Raw genomic sequence first — 15,527 nt, forward strand, 5'->3', positions numbered from 1 at the left:
GTTCGCGGCCACTGTTAATATACCTTGACATCAGGGGATGGAGGGCCTCACTCCATCGCCAGGTCATAGATCCTCGAATAATACCTGGCCTGGAAGATCCCCAGCGGGATCGTGACCAGCAGGGTAAGCACAAGCGCAACCTCATCCACGGGTATGAGCATGCAGAGAGCAAGAACCGCATTCACGAAAGCGGAGATCAGGACCACCGCGGCGACATACTGCCAGAAACCGATGCGGTCGATGCACCTCCAGATCTCCCCGAACGAGAACGCCGCAAAAAATCTCCGCTCGCGGGCAAACCGGATCGTTGCAAAGTTTACAAACAGGGACACCAGGATATAGAACACCAGGACACCGAGGACTCCACCGATGATCTCGGGCAGAAGAGGCTCGATCGCACCGACGCCTTCCATCTCGTAGAGGACCAGCACGTAGGTGATGAGCATCACGCTTGCCACCAGCACCGGGACGATATAGAAGATCCAGATCAGACAGATCTTGATCCCGTCGACAAACATCCGCCAGGACCACCGCACCGACGGTGCCGGATTTTCCCCACGCAGGATCTGAACGACATACCCGAAGAAGAGAGGGAAGATGACAAAACTGACCAGCAGCTTGAGCGTGTCCTTCCACCGCCCCCAGAAGGTGCCCTTCGTATACCGGGCCGCATCCATAAAGAGTGCACCAAGATCCATTCAATACTCACGTCTCCCTCATAGGTGTGCCCGGGGGGTAGAGAAGACTTGCGGCGTCGGCGGCCCAAAGAGGCAGAGTCATGAACCAGAAGTAAACAGATAGATACAGTACTCTCGCTCACCCCCCTTCCACGGCGTGGTCAGGATGGGAGCCCCTCAAAGGAATAGCGATGAAGTCCATAGCACATGAAGGAAACACATTCTACAACGGAGACTGCGTCACCGGCGCCAGAGAGGAGATCGAGGACAGATCGGTCGACCTGATCATCACCGACCCGCCGTACGGCATCGGCGGCGACACTCTCCACCGGCACTACAACCGGGACGAAAGATATGTGGTCGACGGGTATGTCGAAGTTCCCGAATCGGAATACGCGGAGTTCAGCCTCAGGTGGATCCGCGAGGCAGAGCGCGTCCTCAAACCGGGCGGTTCGATCTATATCGTCTCAGGCTACACCAACCTCTACCATATCCTCCATGCCCTGCGCCAGACCTCGCTGCGCGAGGTGAACCATATCATCTGGAAGTACAACTTCGGGGTGTATACCAGCAGGAAATATGTCTCGTCCCACTACCACATCCTCTTTTATGAAAAACCGGGTGGAAGACGGACCTTCAACCTCGAGGCCAGGTACGGTACCGGCGAGCAGGCGCCGGACGGGGGTTCCCTCAACTACCAGGACCGGGAGGACGTCTGGGTCATCAACCGCGAGTACAAACCCGGTCAGGTGAAGAACAAGAATGAACTGCCCACCGCCCTGCTGACCAGGATGATCCAGTACAGCAGCAACGAGGGCGACCTGGTCTGTGACTTTTTTATGGGCGGGTTCTCGACCGCACGGGTTGCGATCGGACTCGGCCGGGCGTTCGTCGGGTTCGAGGTCTCGGAGCCGATCTTCGATGCCGGCGTCCGCGATCTGGAGAAGGTCGAACCCGGTTTCCTCCTCAGTTCACTCCGCTCTCCGGCGACAGGCTCCCCAAAAAATCAGCGGAAACGCTGGACGAGTGAAGAACGCCGCCGTCTTGACCGCCGGTACCAGGAGTTGCGGGGCCGGGGGAAGACACGAAAACGTTCCATCGAAATTCTCCAGGAAGAACTCGGGAGAGGGCGGTGGTCGATCGTACGGGCGCTGAAAGAACTCAGCGGGTGATCACCGGGCTTTCATGCCCGTTCATCCCTCAGATTTCAGCGTCGTAGAATTGGGCATGAACTCTGGGTTCATGCCCGATTCTACAAAGCCGAAAATGCGGAGCATTTTCTTGACAGGAAGATCTTCGATCTTCCGTGTATCATTCGATTTTCGAGGGTCAGGAGGGTGGAACCCGCCGGCGCGAAACGGGGGTGAAAAGAGGATTTCTCCAGAGCCCAAAAAAGCCGATCACCCCGCAAAAAATCGGTCCAGAACCCGTTTCAACTCCATCGGCGCGATCGGTTTCTCAAGCACCGCGACGACAGCCTCCCGATAGTGTTCATACTCGGCCGTGTCGAGGGGGCGTGCGGTGAAGAGCATCACCGGAACCTTCGGGAGGGCCGGGTCCGCGGCCAGGGCGTCGAGCACCTGCCACCCGTCGACCGGGGCCATCGTCACATCAAGGAGGAGGAGGTCGGGACGAGTCGACCTGAGGAGGGCGAGACCATCGGACGCCGACGCGGCGAGAAGAGGCCGGTACCCGATCCGGTCCAGCACCACCCTCATCATCTCCAGGATCGGGCAGTCGTCGTCGATCACCAGGACTTCAGGTCTCACCGCCGTTCCTCCGTTCCAGCACGATGGTGAAGGTGCTCCCCTCGCCGGGTGTGCTCTCCATCTCGATCCGCCCCCCGTTCTGGCGGGCATACCGTTCGGCTATCGGGAGGCCGAGTCCCATCCGCCCGTATCGACGGCTCAACATCTCGCCGTCCCCGATAGAGAAGGGTTCGAAGATCATCCGCTGTTTGGCCGGGTCGATCCCCGGGCCGTTGTCCCTCACCCTCACCCACTGCCGCCGCCCCTCCTGCCCGCAGGAGATCTCGACAATCTTCTGCTCTCCGCCGTACTCGACGGCATTGGAGACGAGGCCCTCCAGCACTTGGAAGAACTGGTCCCTGTCGACCAGGGCCGTCATACCCTCGGGGACCGCCACCCTGTATTCGGCCCTGGCGACGAAGTCGGGGCTATCGAGCACCTCCCGGATCAGCGCTGCAAGGTCCACCTCGACCGGCCTGTTCTTCATATCTCCGCTTTCAAGGAGACTCAGTTCAAGCATCCGGTTCACGATACGCCGTTCCCGGTCGACATTCTCAAGGCAGACCCCCAGCATCCCGGCCGCCTCATCTCTGATCCCATAGTAGTCGCGGTCATCGAGGAGGAGGCTGAGATAGCCGAGGACCGGTTGGAGCGGGGTCCTGAGTTCATGGGCCGCAGTGGTGGTAAAGTCCTGCCACCTCGCCGCCTCGGCCCCGGCCCGTTCATCCATCTCCCTGTACAACTGGAGCGAAGAGAGGTCGAGGACAGTGCACCGGCACCCCTCCTCTCCCGGAACGCAGGAGAGAAGCACCGGCACCTCCTCCCCCGACCGACCGCGGAGGGCGGTCTCAAATCTGGCGACCGCCATCCCGGTGCCGACCAACCCGGAGAACACCTCCGCCTCGTCCGGGTCGGCACAGAGCGACGACAGCAGAAGATTTCCGGAAGAAGAGCCCGAAAGTCCCAGACGGCTTGCAAGGTCCTGACTTATTCTGCTGATTTCAAGCGACCCGGGATCCAGAGAGAAGAAGAGAGGCGATTCGTCGAGCATGGTCGCAGGGACCGAGCGTTGGGAGGAGAAAAGGGTGACCGCGGTCATCCCCCAGAGATAGAGCATCGTGAAGAGGAAGAGAAGGACCGGGTCGAGAGAATAGCCACCGAAGGCGAGGAAAAGCGTGACGGCGGCATATCCCAGGGAGAGGGCCGCCGCTGTCCAGATCGACCGGTTCGAGTACCAGACCGTCACCATGACGAGGGGGATGTAATAGAGGTACGACTGCGCGACCCCCACCGTAGAGAAGAGCGAATAGAGGCCCGTAAGAAAAAGAAGAGCCAATAAAAACCCATTCACTCCTAGAGTCTGAATAGAAGACATCCACGGAGTGAAAGAGACATCTGATGTGTTCGAACCTCTCGAAAACATTGTACAAATGAGAGGTAAACGGGATCGTTATTTATGTTCTTTCATTTTTTCAAGCAGGCGCATGAATAAGTAATCGTCCATCGAACCTCAGGGCATGCGTCCATATATCTTTGTCAACCTCGCGATGAGCGCAGACGGCAAGATCTCGACACGAGAACGGCGGCAGGTGAAGATCTCAGGCGCAGATGATTTCAAACGAGTCGACGAGATCAAGGCCGGCGCTGACGCGATCATGGTCGGGATCGGGACGGTCCTGGGCGACGATCCGTCTCTCACCGTCAAATCGCCCGACCTGAAGGCCGCGCGCAGGGCGCGGGGAGAGGACGAGCACCCCCTGAGAGTCGTCGTCGACTCGATGGCCCGGACACCCCTGGACGCCGACATCCTCTGCAAAGGCGAAGGGCGGCGGATCGTCGCGGTCTCGGCTGCGGCGCAGGCCGGACGGGTCGAGGCCCTTCGGGAGAAGGCCGAGGTCGTCGTCGTCGGAGAGCAGAACACCGACCTCACCCTCCTGATGCACGAACTGGCCGCCCGCGGCGTTGGCCGCCTCATGGTCGAGGGCGGAGGAACGCTGATCTGGGGACTGTTCAGGGCGGGCCTGGTGGACGAGTTGATCACCTATGTCGGCTCGATCGTCATCGGGGGAGCGGGCGCCCCGACACCCGCCGACGGCGAAGGGTTCGCGCGAGAGGACGAGTTCCCGCGTCTCGAACTCGCCGGCGTCGAGCGGGTCGACGACGGCGTGTTGCTGCGCTGGGTCGTCAAAAAAGAGGTTCATTCGGCCCTGTAGAAATCATCCTCTTTTCATCACTTCAAACCCCTGTGAACCGAATCCATCGCTTCCCTCATGCTCACGCGGGGGCAGAGCGGCCCCCGGCCGATGGTGGGAGAAGGTACGTCGATCAGAAAGGCCGCCCCAGATCGTCGAATCTTCACCGTCGTCTCGCGCCGGGGGGAGACCCCCCGAACCCCCAGGATGAAGATTGTGGCGGAAGGCGGAGCAATGACCATGAAAGGGGGGGTTGCCGTCCGCCGCCTATCTTCGCGTGGGGGGTTCTGGGGGTCTCCCCACGACGAAGATAGGGGGGGCGGCGATGGAACGAAGTCTCCACCAGTTCTCCTGTCTTGAAAAGAGAGAGAGAGAGAGCAAGTGACAAGAAATTCTCATCCCGTATGCTTGAGCCCGGGGCTCATGCCAAATACTACAGAGCCCAAAAAAGAGAAAAAATCAGGGCCGCTCAAGCGGGAGGGCCGAGTCGTAGATCTTGAAGACGGTCTTCCCGTCCGCACCGAGCGGGCGGTCCATGGTGGCCCAGACCTCAATCCGGTCCTGCTGTGCCGTCCCTGCAAACTCGACGCTCTCACCGGTCGAAAGTGACTTGCCCGACGGTTTGGCCATCGTCTGCGTCTCGGTCGTGCCGTCCGAGCGGGTGACCGTCACCTTGATCTCCTTCACATTCTCCTGTCCCATGCCGCCGTCAAAGGTGACGGTGATCATGTGATCGATGGGATCCTTCTGTGCGGATGCCTTGACCCGATAATTGGTCGGCATCTCGTCGGTCGGTTCCGGCTGAACGGACGGCGCAGCTGTCGTCTCAGTGGGGACTGCAGTGGTGGTCTGGACCGGGGTCGGGGTGGGGGTCGCCTCAGGCGATGTGCCCGTGCATCCCGCAAAAACCGCCGCCATGGCGACGATTCCTAGAGCAAGGAAGAACGATACTTTTTTCATACCTCCGTGTCTGCGAAGTACCTCTATTTCTCTTTTGCGATGGGGCGCGGGGCAAAGGTATATTACGGGCCCGGTGCACCTCCCGCCGAGGGGGAATTATGGACGAGATCGCAGTGCTCATCGGAGGGAGAGCGGGCGAAGGGATCAACATTGCGGGGTCGGTGGTCATGCGCCTCATCGCGGGCTGCGGGCTGCGGGCCGCGATGTACTACGACTATCCCTCCCTGATCAAGGGAGGACACAACTTCGCCGTGGTCAGGGGGGCGGCGGCGCAACCGTACTGCCACCGTGAAGGGATCGACCTTGTCCTTGCCCTGGACCAGGAGACGGTCCGCCGCCACCAGGGACGGATCCGTGCCGGCGGCCGGATCATCTACGACACCGGCCGGGTGCGGGAGATTGAGGGAACCGGCCTCCCCCTCGACGAGATCGTGAAAGAAGAGGTGGCTCCGGCGGTGACGCGGAACATGGTACTGATCGGGGCCTTCTGCAAAGCCTGCGCCATCCCATGGGAGACGGTGGAAGCGGTGCTCCGCCGGGCGGTGCCGAAGGCGGTGGAAGCGAACCTGCGGGTGGCCGGGCGCGGCTACGAGGCGGCCGAGAGGGTCATGACCCTTCCGGCCCAGGCCACGGCCGGGCAGGTGCTTCCCACCCTGAGCGGAAACGAGGCCGTCGCCCTCGGTCTGGTGGACGCCGGGCTTGAAGGCTATATCGCCTACCCGATGACGCCCTCCTCCGGCATCCTCCACTTCCTGGCCGCCGGGCAGGAGGCGTTCGGGACGAGCGTCGTTCACCCGGAGAACGAGATCGGAGTGATGCTGATGGCACTTGGGGCGGCGTACGCCGGGCGGCGGGTGGCGGTCGGCACCTCGGGCGGAGGATTCTGCCTGATGACCGAGGGGTTCTCCCTGGCCGGGATGGCCGAACTCCCGGTGCTGGTCGTCCTCGCCCAGCGGCCCGGGCCGAGCACCGGTGTTCCGACCTACTCGGGGCAGGGCGACCTGCTCTTCGCCCTCTCGGCCGGCCAGGGCGAGTTCCCGCGCCCGGTCGCCGCCCCGGCCACGCTCGAGGAGGCATGGTACTGGGCCGGGGCACTCCTCGACCTCTCCTGGCGGTTCCAGACGCCGGCGGTCCTGCTCACCGACAAAAATCTCGGCGAGGGGATGTACACCTTCCACGGCGCACCACGGAGGCCCCCGCTCCCGCCCGTCCGCTGGGACGGCGACGGCGGGTACCGCCGGTACGCCCCCGGCCCGGACGGCGTCTCGCCGCTCGCCGATCCCGGGACGGCCGGGGCGGTCGTGAAGGTGAACTCGTACGCCCACGACGAGGCCGGGATCACCGTCGAGGATCCGGAGACCGTCGCCCATATGGCTGAAAAACGGAAGGAGAAGGAGCAGGCCATGGCCAAGGTGCTCAGGGGTTACCCCGCGGTCATGACCGCCGGCGATCCCGCGGCCGGGACCGTCCTCCTCTGCTGGGGCTCGACCGCGGGGGTCTGCACCGAAGCGGCCGGCGACCTGGGACTCAGCGTGGTCAGGCCGGTCGTCCTCTCCCCGTTCCCGACCGAACAGTTCGGTGCGGCGCTTGCAGGGGCCGGCCGAATTATCGCCGTCGAGGAGAACCTGGACGGGCAACTCGCCCGACTGGTCAGGGCGGAGGGGCACCGGGTCGACGCCATGGTCGGGAAGTACGACGGACGGCCATTCTTCCTGGAAGACCTGGAGCGGCGGCTGAAGGAGGTGGGGATATGACCTGGATCACCGGTGCGCAGAACACCTGGTGCCCGGGATGCGGCAACTTCGCCGTGCAGCACGCCCTCAAGGACGTCTTCGCCGGTCTCGTCGCCGATGAGGATCAGCGGCCCGAGGAGTTCGTGCTCGTCTCCGGGATCGGGTGCCATGCCAAGATCGCCGACTACCTCGCGGTCAACAGTTTCTATGCCATCCACGGCCGGACCCTTCCAGTGGCGGCCGGGATCAAACTGGCCGACCCCTCCCTGACGGTGGTGGCCTGCGCCGGCGACGGCGACGCCTATGCCGAGGGACTCGGCCACCTCGTCTTTGCGGCCAAGCGGAACACCGACATCACCGCCGTCGTCCACGACAACCGGGTCTACGGTCTCACCACCGGGCAGTACACCCCGACCTCGTACACCGGGTTCAAAGGGCGTTCGACCCCCGCAGGCGTGAAAGAACGTCCTTTCAACCCGGTCGAACTTGCCCTCGCCTCAGGAGCGACCTTTGTGGCCAGGGTCTACACCCGCCGCCTCGATCACCTCAGGGAGGTGCTGCGCCGGGCGGTCCTCCACCGGGGTTTCTCCTTTGTGGAGGTGCTCCAGGTCTGCGCCACGTACAACAACCTCACCGCCGCCTACAACAACCAGGTCTACGAACTCGAGGGCCACGACACCACCGACCTGACCGCCGCGCTGGAGCGGGCGCGTGAGTGGGACTACTCGGACGGCGCCCCCATCGCCCTCGGCGTCTTCTACGAGATCGAGCGGGAGCGCGAGGCCTGGCCGCCGATGGGACGGTTGCCCGACCACCGGCGCCGGGAGGTGATCAGGGAGGTGCTTGAGGGGAGGAGATAATATGGCCTTGTAGAATCAGGCATGAGTCGAGAGCACGCCTCAGGCATACCCCATGAAATGTTTTTCATGGAGGTCATCCCAAAACTCTCCAGATCATGATCCCACATGCGAACATGATCAATCCAAGGAATGATTCTTCTTTTCTTTCGTGCCTTGGAGCAATCTTCTTAAATGCTTCAATCCAACTAAAAAATCGTTCGATGGCTCCTCTTTTCTTGTAAAGTTCTGGATCAAAGGGTACTGTTCTTTTATTCTCTGGATCTTTTGTGTTTCTTGTATTTATTGGAATATTGCTCTTTATTCTGTTTTGGTCATTGTATGCCCTTATTTTTATTGAATCGTACGCTGGATCTGCGGATATGAATATTGGTTTGAATTTATTTCCGAAAAACGTGAATCCTTCAAGGGTTTGTGTATAAAGTGTTGAATCATGATTATTTGCAGGGGATACAACACAAGAAAGGGGTCTACCGTTTCGATCGACCAATACGCTCAGTTTGTTCCCTTTTATTTTCTTATGGCCATCAAATCCGATGATACCCCTTTTTTTGCGGGAATAGACTTTGTATCAATCGAACAATGGGACAGATCAACGATTTTGAGATCGTATCCTCGCTGAAGGAGATCAAAAAATATCGCCTGATAGGCACTTTTCTCACATAGATATTGATGAAATCGATGTACCGTCGATTTGGTTCCATATTTTTCAGGAACATCGCTCCATGTACATCCTGTAGTAAGAACAAAGAGAATTCCATTCATTAAAAGACGAAGATCAGAACGCGGTCGTCCAGTGGGAGGCTTCTGAGGGGGAAGGTAATCGCTGATGATTGACCAGAGGCTATCATCGATCTCGCTGAATGCCACGATATAAAGGTTTAATCCAATATGATTTATAATTCGGCAATGTGACTAGAGGATCACTTTTGGGATATGCTCATGGTAAACCATCCTCTTTTCATCATCTCAACCCCCCTCTGATCTGCATCCATCGCCTTCTTTCATGCTTGCGCCGGGGGCGCTGCCCCCGGACCCCCCACGACGAAGATAGCCGGGGGGCGGCATGATGCTCGACTTCTACTCGCTCCTCGTTCGTAAGGATGAGGGGCAAGAATTGATCCAGTTCTGATATGATATTTTCATCCCATATGCTTGAGGCGTGCTTTCCCCTCATAAAAAATTACCATGAAAATGATCCTGACGATCCGCTCTTCAGGTTTGCATGAGAGTCTGAACTTGCCATATCCCGTTGAAGCTGATACGCAGAGGATAGAAAATTCCTCTGGTGGATCAGCCGCCTCGAATCGTCAAATCTCTCCTACAATCTCGCGCCGGGGGAAACCCCCGGACCCCCACGACGAAGATAGGTGGGGGCGGCGATGGAACACGATCCCCCCAGATTCTCCTGTCTTGAATAGAGAGAGAGCAAACGACGAGAAATTTTCATCCCGTATGCTTGAGCCAGAGGTTCATGCCTGATTCTACAGAGCCGATAATATTGCATCTTCTGCCGTGCCGTCCCCCTGCCAATTGTCCCGGCGTGGGGGTCCGGGGGAACCCCTGACCCCCTTATCAGGGAGAAAAGAGCCAGACGAGATCTAGCCGAAAAAATGTGACCTCACCTCCCACTCCCTCGCCGACACGAACCAAACGATCCCTTTATTGCCGGGCATGTCCTGGAGACACCTGGTGAGAGCATGATCTCGCACACGATGCTTGAGGCGCTGAACCGCCAGATCAACCGTGAACTCTACTCGGCCTACCTGTACCTCTCGATGTCGGCCTGGTTCTCGGACCGCGGCCTCCCCGGTTTTGCGAACTGGATGCAGGTCCAGGTAAAGGAAGAACAGTTCCACGCGATGAAGTTCTACGACTACTGTATCGCACGGGGCGGACGGGTGACGATGCTCCCGATCGAGGCACCCCCCAACGAGTGGGAGTCGCCGCTTGCGGTCTTCGAGGCCACCTATGCCCACGAACAGCGGGTGACGAAGATGATCAACGACCTCGTCGACCTTGCCATGGCCGAGAGGGACCACGCCACCACCAACTTCCTCCAGTGGTACGTGGACGAGCAGGTCGAGGAAGAGGCCAACGACACCGAGATCATCGGGAAACTCCAGTTGATCGGGGACGAGACCAACGGGCTCTTCATGCTCGACAAAGAACTCGGGACCAGGGTCTTCACGCCGCCGACACAGGGGGCGCCCTGAAATCCTTTTTTTATCTCTCGAGAATTTGAAGTCCAAACTCTACAAAAATATTGGCTTTGTAGAAATGCTCTTGATGGTTATCTCTGCGGGGGGCTGGCCGCCCCCCGGACCCCCCGCATCACGATAGGGAGGTGGACTGCACCCCCCTCTCTGTGGTCATCTCTCCGCCTTCCCAACCCTATCGCAATCCCGGGGGTCCGGGGGCAGCGCCCCCGGCGTGAGCATGAGGGAAGGCGATGGAATGAAGGTCACAGGGGGTTGAGGTGATGAAAAGAGGATGGTTTCTACAGAGCCAAAATATTGGATTATTCCAGCCATTTTAAGAGGAATTATGGCCCTGTAGAATTGAGCATGAACTCGCGGCTCAAGCATACGGGATGAAAATTCTCGTTGGTCTCGAGGGTGTGTGGATCCGTGCTCCTTCGTCGGAGCAGGACACTCCCTCGGGCCAACACCTCCTTGCCGCCCCCGCCCATCCTCGTCGTGGGGGGACCGGGGGGGGGCAAGCCCCCCGCAGAGATAGTCATCAAGAGGTTTTACCATGAAAATGATCCTGACGATCATCTCTCCAGGTTTCCATAATGGTTTGAATCCACCACCCGCCTTCAGGACTGATACAGATATTGCAGATGCATCTCCTGAATGATCGGGCCTCTGCCTTCCCGGCCCTATCTTCGTCCCGGGGGTCCGGGGGCAGCGCCCCCGGCACCGATGTTTGGGAAGGCGTGATAGATCCGATGTGCCGCCCTCATCGTAGAATCGTTCCTGGAATCTCGCACCGGGGGGTTGCACACCCCGGACCCCTCACGACGAAGATGGGTGGGGGCGGCAACGAAGTGGTCGCCCTATGTGGTGTCCTGCTCCGAAGAGGGAGCAAGGATCCACTCACTAGAGACCACCAAGAATTTTCATCGCGTATGCTTGAGCCCAGGGTTCATGTCCGATTCTACAAAGCCGAAATTATAATCTTAAAGGCTATTTTCAGCCCATGAGCCGGCGACGGGCTCATCGGGGGCACCAACCTCCGGGGTTTCTTTCCCCATCTGCATCCCCGGACCAGTCCGCAGGGTGGTCGCCGCCGAGGACTGAAAACCCCTCTTTTTTTCGTCCGGCCTTCAATGAACGCCCCCGCCCAGGTTCAGCCCGACGACGCCGAGGACGATCAGCAGGACCGATGCGGCCTTGAAGAGGCTGAACGATTCCTTGAAGACAAGAAGCCCGATCACCGCGACGAGCGCGGTGCCAAGGCCCGCCCAGACGGCATAGGCGACACCGACGTCCAGTTCCTTCAGGACAAGGGAGAGGAGCCAGAAAGAGGTCGCATACCCCGCCACCACTCCCAGAGAGGGCAGAGGGTGGGTGAATCCGTCGGAGAGTTTGAGGCAGGTCGTGGCGCAGACCTCGATACCGACCGCACCGAGAAGGATGAATAAGGCGTTCATGCAGATCCCTGGTGTGCAACACCGCGATATAAGGGGGATGCAACTGGCAGGGTTGCAAAACATCATCTCCTCCGGGTTCCAGGAAATGACGATGACCGACGATCCGGTAGCATGCCTGAAGGCAATCGGGTGGAACGAGTACGAGGCGCGGACCTATGTCGCCCTCGTCGGCATGGGTGAGGGTACGGCCAGGACGATCTCAGAACTGAGCGGCGTCCCGCGTGGGAAAATCTATCAGATCCTGAACGCACTGGTCAGAAAAAGCTACCTCGATGTCCAGCACGGCACCCCGACGCGGTACGCGGCCGTCGCACCGGAAGAAGTCCTCGGCGCCATCAGGGACGATTTTAACCGGGATCTCAACCGGGCCACCGACGCCCTGAAGAGGATCGGCTCCGAGTACCCGCACCGGTCCCTGATCTGGTCCCTTCACTCCGAGTGGGCGATCAAAAACCGGGTCAGGCAGATGATCGACCGTGCTGAGCACGAGATCATCGTCCTCTCCGCATACCCCGAATATCTCCGCCAGTTCGCGAGCGTCCTCAAAGAGGCCGGGAAACGCTGCGACCTCTCCGTCATCGTGGACGACCGGTGGAAATTCTCCGGCATGAGGTTCCCCATCCATGAGGTTCCGGAAGCACACCAGAAGATCATCGAGAATTATGTCACGGACTACACCGCAGACGAATTCACCGTCAAGGGTGACCTCACCCTCGTCATCGACCGGCAGGAGTGGATCTCGGTGATGCGGATCGGGGAGCGACGCGAGGCGGTCACGAGCACGACCCCGGCCATGGTCAGGATGCTCATGGGCGAGGTCATCGAGATGCTGAACGCAGAAGAAGAGAGATGAGAAAACGTGGACACCGGATCTGTCCGGGGGCTCTGTAGAATTCGGCATGAACCCGCGGCTCAAGCATACGCGATGGAAATTTCTCGTCACGTGCTCTCTCTCTTTTCAAGACAGGAGAATCGGTGGGGATCGTGTTCCATCGCCGCCCCAACCTATCTTCGTCGTGGTGGGTCCGGGAGTTTCCCCCAGCACGAAGATAGGTGGCGGATTGCAGCCCCCTCTTCATGGTCATCTCTCCGCCTTCCCGTCCCAATCGCAATCCCAGGGATCCGGGGGCGGCGGCCCCTGTGCGAGTGACAGAGGAAGGCAGATCGATCAGCCGTGCCGCACACAGAAAGCATAAAGATTGTTTCCTTGCTCTCTCCTGCCGGGGGGAGACCCCCCGGACCCCCCACGACGAAGATAGGGGCGGCAACAATATCTTGAACGACACCGTGTTTCAAAAACGTCTTCCACTCACCGATCAAGGCCAGAGAAGTTTTGGGATGACCTCATAGTAATTCAGCATGAGACGAGAGGACGCCTCAAGCATACCCGATAAAAATCTCAATCCATCGCCGTCCCCGCCCAATCTTCTCGCGAGACGGCGGGAAAGATGCTGCGATGAGGGGGGCACATCGGATCATCACGCCTTCCAGCACCATACGCGCCGGGGGCTCTGCCCCCCGGACCCCCGGAGAGTCTCCATGTGGTATGATTGAGGTGCGTTTTCGGCTCATGCCCATTTCTCCACGCCCCCCTGCACTATCATTTATCCCTTGACGTGACGATTAACCGGATACTATGACAGGCAGGGTCTACTTTGCGGAGGCCGGGATCGGCCCGAGGCGGGAGAACACCCTCAATAAGATCAGACGACTCTTCGACGCCGCAGGGATCGCCTCGTGCATCGGCGACGGCGACCTGACGGCGATCAAACTCCACTTCGGAGAGTGGGGCAACGACACCCATATCAGACCGTTCTGGGTGCGGGAGGTGGTCGACAGGGTGCGGACAGCCGGGGGCAACCCCTTCCTCACCGATACCAACACCCTGTACTCCGGGATGCGGGAGAACACCGTCGACCACCTTACCACCGCACTCCGTCACGGCTTCGGGTACGAGGTGACCGGGGCGCCGCTGGTGATCGCCGACGGCATCAGGTCAGGGAACTGGCAGGAGGTCGAGATCAGGAAGAAGTATTTCGAGCAGGTGAAGATCGCCGGCGACATCCTGGACGCGGAGAGTATGGTCGTCCTCTCTCATGTGAAGGGACACGGGATGGCCGGGTTCGGTGGGGCGATCAAGAACCTGGCGATGGGGTGCGCCCCGGCCGCCGGGAAGATGGAGCAGCACCAGGGACTCTGCCCGGTCGTGGACGCCGACGCCTGCGAGGGGTGCTGGGCCTGCATCAATGCCTGTCCGAAAGGTGCCCTCGAAGGGGAGGACGAGACAGTGCGGGTGATAAAAGAACAGTGCATCGGCTGCGGTGAGTGCATGACCGTCTGCCCGACCGGCGCGCTCGACTTCGACTGGGAAAACGGTCTGGTGCCCTTCATGGAGATGATGACCGAATATGCCCTCGGCGCCGTGCAGGGGAAGGAAGGGAAGGTCGGGTACCTCAACTTCCTGGTGGACATCACTCCCGACTGCGACTGCTGCCCGTGGAGCGACTCGAGGATCGTTCCCGACATCGGGATCCTCGCCTCCACCGACCCGGTCGCCATCGATGCGGCAAGCTTCGATCTGGTCAATTCCAGGCCGGGGATCAGGGAGAGCCGTCTTCTCGGCAATTATGCGCCCGGCGAGGATAAGTTCAGGGGCGTTGCCCCGTACACCGACGGGATGCGGCAGGTGCGGTACGGCGAGGAGATCGGTCTGGGCACCGCCGACTATGAAATCATCACCATCTGAAGGCCCCGACCTCGCCGCCCTCAGGGAGGAGGAGGCCGGGCTTTTTGCGGCGGCGGCCAGCGGGATTTCCGGAGCACCGGGGGTGACCGCCCTCGACCGCCTCGTCCTCAGGGCCGGGCCCGGAGAAGGGGCGGCGGTGGCCGGCGAGGTTGCCGGGCTCACCGGCTACCGCCCGGCACGGGCGACCGAGGTCGACGGCCTCCTCACGATCGTCCTGGAGCGGCCGGGGTGTCCCCCCGTCCTGGTCAGGGAGGAGAGAACGGTCCGGAAAGGATCCGGATGTGCGGCGGCGGTGTTCAGGGTGCGCGATCTCCCCGCCTTCACCGCGGCATGTGCGGCCGCAGGTATCCCGTGCCGCCCGGCCGGTGCCGGAACGGTCGAGGCCGGTCGGCCGGAGCGCACCGGCGTGCGTTACCTCTTCACCACCGGCGGGATCCCTGCACCCGAAGGGCGAGAGGTTTCCCTCTCACTCAGCGTCCCTGACCGACCCTACCTCGCGGCCGCCGGATGCCCCGACCACCTGGCGATACGCCTCGACCCTCGCGACCGTGCGGCGGCGGTGCTTGAATGTCTCCACCTCACCGGCGGCGTCTTCGAGGGCTCGGAGTATGTCGTCCCCTTCCGCTCGGTCAACAGCGTGGTGCGGGTGAAAAATGCGAGCTTCGCTCTCAACTTCGTCTCAGGGACGATACCCGGCGCGGCCGATCCCTTCCTCGCCCGCTTCGGTCCCGGCGTCCACCACCTCGCCTTTGCGACCCGCGGCATCACGGCCGTCGCGGCTGGACTGGAAGAGGACGGCGTGGGGTTCGCCCTCCCACTTACGGGATCGCCGGCCGCCGGCGTCAGGCAGATGATGGCCGCCAGGTCGGAACTGACCGGGCTGATCGTCGAGTACATCGAACGCTTCGACGGGTTTGCAGGTTACTTCGATCCCGGCGCCACCGTACGGCTCTGAA

At 60.6% G+C, this 15,527-nt stretch carries 15 protein-coding genes; 8 read left to right on the top strand and 7 right to left on the bottom strand.

Annotation, left to right across the window (positions count from 1 at the left end; all coding sequences use genetic code 11):
• Positions 1 to 47: 47 nt before the first annotated feature.
• On the bottom strand, positions 48 to 698 hold the full coding sequence (locus E2N92_RS04665) for a DUF4013 domain-containing protein (protein WP_220682527.1): 651 nt from the start codon (positions 696 to 698) through the stop codon (positions 48 to 50).
• A gap of 170 nt (positions 699 to 868) precedes the next feature.
• Between E2N92_RS04665 and E2N92_RS04670 the strand changes: the two genes are divergently transcribed.
• A complete protein-coding gene (locus E2N92_RS04670) occupies positions 869 to 1,849 on the top strand; it encodes a DNA-methyltransferase (RefSeq protein ID WP_220682529.1) in 981 nt (326 codons plus the stop codon).
• Between the two features lie 228 nt (positions 1,850 to 2,077).
• Here E2N92_RS04670 and E2N92_RS04675 read toward each other — a convergent pair whose 3' ends face one another.
• Both E2N92_RS04675 and E2N92_RS04680 read right to left on the bottom strand, forming a co-directional pair.
• Entirely contained in the window at positions 2,078 to 2,446 is a 369-nt protein-coding gene (locus E2N92_RS04675; RefSeq protein ID WP_220682530.1) for a response regulator, read from the bottom strand.
• Positions 2,436 to 3,716 carry a sensor histidine kinase gene (locus E2N92_RS04680; RefSeq protein WP_220682532.1) on the bottom strand — a complete coding sequence of 427 codons (1,281 nt, stop codon included), beginning with the start codon at positions 3,714 to 3,716 and terminating at the stop codon, positions 2,436 to 2,438. Before E2N92_RS04680 ends, E2N92_RS04675 begins: the two co-directional genes overlap by 11 nt.
• 226 nt (positions 3,717 to 3,942) lie before the next feature.
• Here E2N92_RS04680 and E2N92_RS04685 point away from each other — a divergent pair, with 226 nt between their 5' ends.
• Entirely contained in the window at positions 3,943 to 4,638 is a 696-nt protein-coding gene (locus E2N92_RS04685; protein ID WP_220682533.1) for a 2,5-diamino-6-(ribosylamino)-4(3H)-pyrimidinone 5'-phosphate reductase, read from the top strand.
• Positions 4,639 to 5,076: 438 nt separating this feature from the next.
• Here E2N92_RS04685 and E2N92_RS04690 read toward each other — a convergent pair whose 3' ends face one another.
• Complete coding sequence (locus E2N92_RS04690; RefSeq protein WP_220682534.1) at positions 5,077 to 5,577, bottom strand: hypothetical protein; 501 nt, start codon at positions 5,575 to 5,577, stop codon at positions 5,077 to 5,079.
• A 98-nt stretch (positions 5,578 to 5,675) separates the two neighbouring features.
• Here E2N92_RS04690 and E2N92_RS04695 point away from each other — a divergent pair, with 98 nt between their 5' ends.
• The gene (locus E2N92_RS04695; RefSeq protein WP_220682535.1) at positions 5,676 to 7,331 is read left to right on the top strand and encodes a 2-oxoacid:acceptor oxidoreductase subunit alpha; all 1,656 of its coding nucleotides are present in this window, start codon (positions 5,676 to 5,678) and stop codon (positions 7,329 to 7,331) included.
• On the top strand, positions 7,328 to 8,170 hold the full coding sequence (locus E2N92_RS04700; RefSeq protein WP_220682536.1) for a thiamine pyrophosphate-dependent enzyme: 843 nt from the start codon (positions 7,328 to 7,330) through the stop codon (positions 8,168 to 8,170). The genes E2N92_RS04695 and E2N92_RS04700 overlap by 4 nt, the downstream gene beginning before the upstream one ends.
• A 73-nt stretch (positions 8,171 to 8,243) precedes the next feature.
• Here the strand turns inward: E2N92_RS04700 and E2N92_RS04705 are convergent, their stop codons facing one another.
• Positions 8,244 to 8,657 carry a transposase gene (locus E2N92_RS04705; RefSeq protein ID WP_246589318.1) on the bottom strand — a complete coding sequence of 138 codons (414 nt, stop codon included), beginning with the start codon at positions 8,655 to 8,657 and terminating at the stop codon, positions 8,244 to 8,246.
• Between the two features lie 20 nt (positions 8,658 to 8,677).
• A complete protein-coding gene (locus tag E2N92_RS04710) occupies positions 8,678 to 9,037 on the bottom strand; it encodes a transposase (protein WP_220682537.1) in 360 nt (119 codons plus the stop codon).
• Between the two features lie 830 nt (positions 9,038 to 9,867).
• Here E2N92_RS04710 and E2N92_RS04715 point away from each other — a divergent pair.
• Positions 9,868 to 10,383: a ferritin gene (locus E2N92_RS04715; RefSeq protein WP_220682538.1), complete on the top strand. Its 516-nt coding sequence runs from the start codon at positions 9,868 to 9,870 to the stop codon at positions 10,381 to 10,383.
• Between the two features lie 1,115 nt (positions 10,384 to 11,498).
• Here the strand turns inward: E2N92_RS04715 and E2N92_RS04720 are convergent.
• Positions 11,499 to 11,825: a DMT family transporter gene (locus E2N92_RS04720; RefSeq protein ID WP_220682539.1), complete on the bottom strand. Its 327-nt coding sequence runs from the start codon at positions 11,823 to 11,825 to the stop codon at positions 11,499 to 11,501.
• A gap of 91 nt (positions 11,826 to 11,916) precedes the next feature.
• Here E2N92_RS04720 and E2N92_RS04725 point away from each other — a divergent pair, with 91 nt between their 5' ends.
• The 3 genes from E2N92_RS04725 (at position 11,917) to E2N92_RS04735 (ending at position 15,526) form a co-directional block, all read left to right on the top strand.
• Positions 11,917 to 12,678, top strand: coding sequence for a TrmB family transcriptional regulator (locus E2N92_RS04725; protein ID WP_220682540.1), 762 nt, complete (start codon positions 11,917 to 11,919; stop codon positions 12,676 to 12,678).
• A 783-nt stretch (positions 12,679 to 13,461) separates the two neighbouring features.
• The gene (locus E2N92_RS04730; RefSeq protein WP_220682541.1) at positions 13,462 to 14,571 is read left to right on the top strand and encodes a DUF362 domain-containing protein; all 1,110 of its coding nucleotides are present in this window, start codon (positions 13,462 to 13,464) and stop codon (positions 14,569 to 14,571) included.
• On the top strand, positions 14,552 to 15,526 hold the full coding sequence (locus E2N92_RS04735) for a VOC family protein (protein ID WP_220682542.1): 975 nt from the start codon (positions 14,552 to 14,554) through the stop codon (positions 15,524 to 15,526). Before E2N92_RS04730 ends, E2N92_RS04735 begins: the two co-directional genes overlap by 20 nt.
• The last annotated feature ends 1 nt before the right edge of the window (position 15,527 follow it).

This window comes from Methanofollis formosanus (genome assembly GCF_019633745.1).
GTDB classification, from domain to species: domain Archaea; phylum Halobacteriota; class Methanomicrobia; order Methanomicrobiales; family Methanofollaceae; genus Methanofollis; species Methanofollis formosanus.

Bases quoted from the DNA above. Each gene is read 5' to 3' on its own strand.
- E2N92_RS04690 (WP_220682534.1), bottom strand. From the start codon at position 5,577: ATGAAAAAAGTATCGTTCTTCCTTGCTCTAGGAATCGTCGCCATGGCG.
- E2N92_RS04715 (WP_220682538.1), top strand. From the start codon at position 9,868: ATGATCTCGCACACGATGCTTGAGGCGCTGAACCGCCAGATCAACCGT.
- E2N92_RS04730 (WP_220682541.1), top strand. From the start codon at position 13,462: ATGACAGGCAGGGTCTACTTTGCGGAGGCCGGGATCGGCCCGAGGCGG.
- E2N92_RS04665 (WP_220682527.1), bottom strand. From the start codon at position 698: ATGGATCTTGGTGCACTCTTTATGGATGCGGCCCGGTATACGAAGGGC.
- E2N92_RS04720 (WP_220682539.1), bottom strand. From the start codon at position 11,825: ATGAACGCCTTATTCATCCTTCTCGGTGCGGTCGGTATCGAGGTCTGC.
- E2N92_RS04700 (WP_220682536.1), top strand. From the start codon at position 7,328: ATGACCTGGATCACCGGTGCGCAGAACACCTGGTGCCCGGGATGCGGC.
- E2N92_RS04725 (WP_220682540.1), top strand. From the start codon at position 11,917: ATGACCGACGATCCGGTAGCATGCCTGAAGGCAATCGGGTGGAACGAG.
- E2N92_RS04735 (WP_220682542.1), top strand. From the start codon at position 14,552: ATGAAATCATCACCATCTGAAGGCCCCGACCTCGCCGCCCTCAGGGAG.
- E2N92_RS04670 (WP_220682529.1), top strand. From the start codon at position 869: ATGAAGTCCATAGCACATGAAGGAAACACATTCTACAACGGAGACTGC.
- E2N92_RS04695 (WP_220682535.1), top strand. From the start codon at position 5,676: ATGGACGAGATCGCAGTGCTCATCGGAGGGAGAGCGGGCGAAGGGATC.
- E2N92_RS04685 (WP_220682533.1), top strand. From the start codon at position 3,943: ATGCGTCCATATATCTTTGTCAACCTCGCGATGAGCGCAGACGGCAAG.